Raw genomic sequence first — 1697 nt, 5'->3', positions numbered from 1 at the left:
ACCAGGTTAAGTTCCACCCAGCGGTCTATTCATCCGAAGATAGATCTCTTCATCCTGCCATGTTAACTAACATTCACAATAAAGAAGGTGAAACCAAAGCCATAGAAGTGACCTATTTAGACACTCAAGGCAATAAAGACACCTCCTTAGATATTAATCCAAGAACACTAGGAACAAAGTCCAAACAATTAACCCAATTCCATCAAGGAGAGAATTTAAACACCACCATCATCAGCACATCGATAGAAAACTCGTTTTTAATTCGAGACCAAACCCAAGGGCAGATTGACATTATCAACGTCAATCATAAGAACGACATTCAAAACATCTCCACCGATGAACTGAGACAGAACATCATTATTGTATTAAATCACGGCAATCACGATTTAAACCCGAACAACATTGAGAAAATCGTCGAGAACTTTAATGGTCGAGACATTCAATTCATGTCAGACGACAACCTTAAAGAGGACATCAAATCATGCCTTGATAAACTAGAGCGAGATAACAGCGCACATAACATTGAATTAAATGAGCCGCACACTTCTCATCAAGAGAGCGAATTAGACACCCTCAACTATAATGAGAAAAAAGAAACCGACAGCCAATCACTCGACCACTTTGAGCCAAAAGAATATTCACCTCAACAAGAGATGGAATTTAATCACTCAGAGAAAGAGAGTCAGTGGGAAGACAGAGAAATCGACAGAGAGTTAGAGCGATAATAAAAGGGTAGCCAATGGCTACCCTTTTTTTCGCCTTCAAGATATTCATCGACGCTTTTATCAACCAAAGCGGTGTTGGATTTTCTTTGCTCAATCGAATCCGCTTTATTCTTATAATACCCCTCCCCATCAAAGCTATGCGCCAAATTTAAATTTAGCACGCCTTGTACCTGCCTAACTCTACGATACGTTTCTTCCATCAACTCACGGTTCGACGGCCTTTCATCGTCACTGTCATTCAGTTTAATACGCAATGCCAATGTCAAAAGCTGACGAATCGCATCAGCATCAGTTAAACCCTCTCTCTTTTTAAACTTGCGAAAATCTTGCTCTAGCGGCCCCTTGATTGTGGCTTGTAATACTGTGCTTCTCGCCATTTTTAGATTTTCTCCCACCAAATTTGGTTAATACGATTTAATGTACATTTAAATACGATACCATATTATCACAACCTAACAATCGCTCACAAACAAAGCCAGAAAAGGGCTAAATTGAAATCAAATACAAATACACTCACTTTCAAATCAAATAGCCTGTAAACCTTACCATGCATGGGTTAAATGGATATTAAATACATTTAACATATTTTTAAATACGATTTCAGCGGCTAATTAGTTGAGATTTTGAAAATTTTTTACACTCTACTCCCCCTTTATCATTAAATATAACTTTTTGTTTTTATTGTCTTTATATCCTTAACAGACAACCATTCGCATTGAAATTAATGCGCCGTGGTGTGTGGTGAATAATTGAAAATACAGGGGCACTTCTTACAAAGTATCCGGTTGGTTTTTGTTTTCACTAAGAGCTTGGATTATCGATGAAAAACGCCCCTATTGGAAGGGGTTGGGGTGTAGATTTGACCACACTGTTTTTACATTAACGCCAAGTTACTCTTATACAGGGGCACTTTCTCCCCCAAAATACAGGCTAGAAATAAAAGGATTCTAGGACGTACCATCGCGCCAATCG

At 38.5% G+C, this 1697-nt stretch carries 2 pseudogenes; one reads left to right on the top strand and one right to left on the bottom strand.

The features are described from left to right. A pseudogene (locus tag AB4589_RS23735) lies at window positions 1-725 on the top strand (conjugative transfer relaxase/helicase TraI); the annotation flags it as partial. A 20-nt stretch (window positions 726-745) separates the two neighbouring features. Here AB4589_RS23735 and AB4589_RS23730 read toward each other — a convergent pair. Next, window positions 746-1102: pseudogene (locus AB4589_RS23730) on the bottom strand (hypothetical protein); the annotation flags it as partial. Window positions 1103-1697 lie beyond the last annotated feature (595 nt).

It is taken from the genome of Vibrio sp. 10N.222.49.A3, from assembly GCF_041475145.1.
Lineage (GTDB): Bacteria > Pseudomonadota > Gammaproteobacteria > Enterobacterales > Vibrionaceae > Vibrio > Vibrio tasmaniensis_A.
This window is presented reverse-complemented; position numbering and strand designations above follow the sequence as displayed.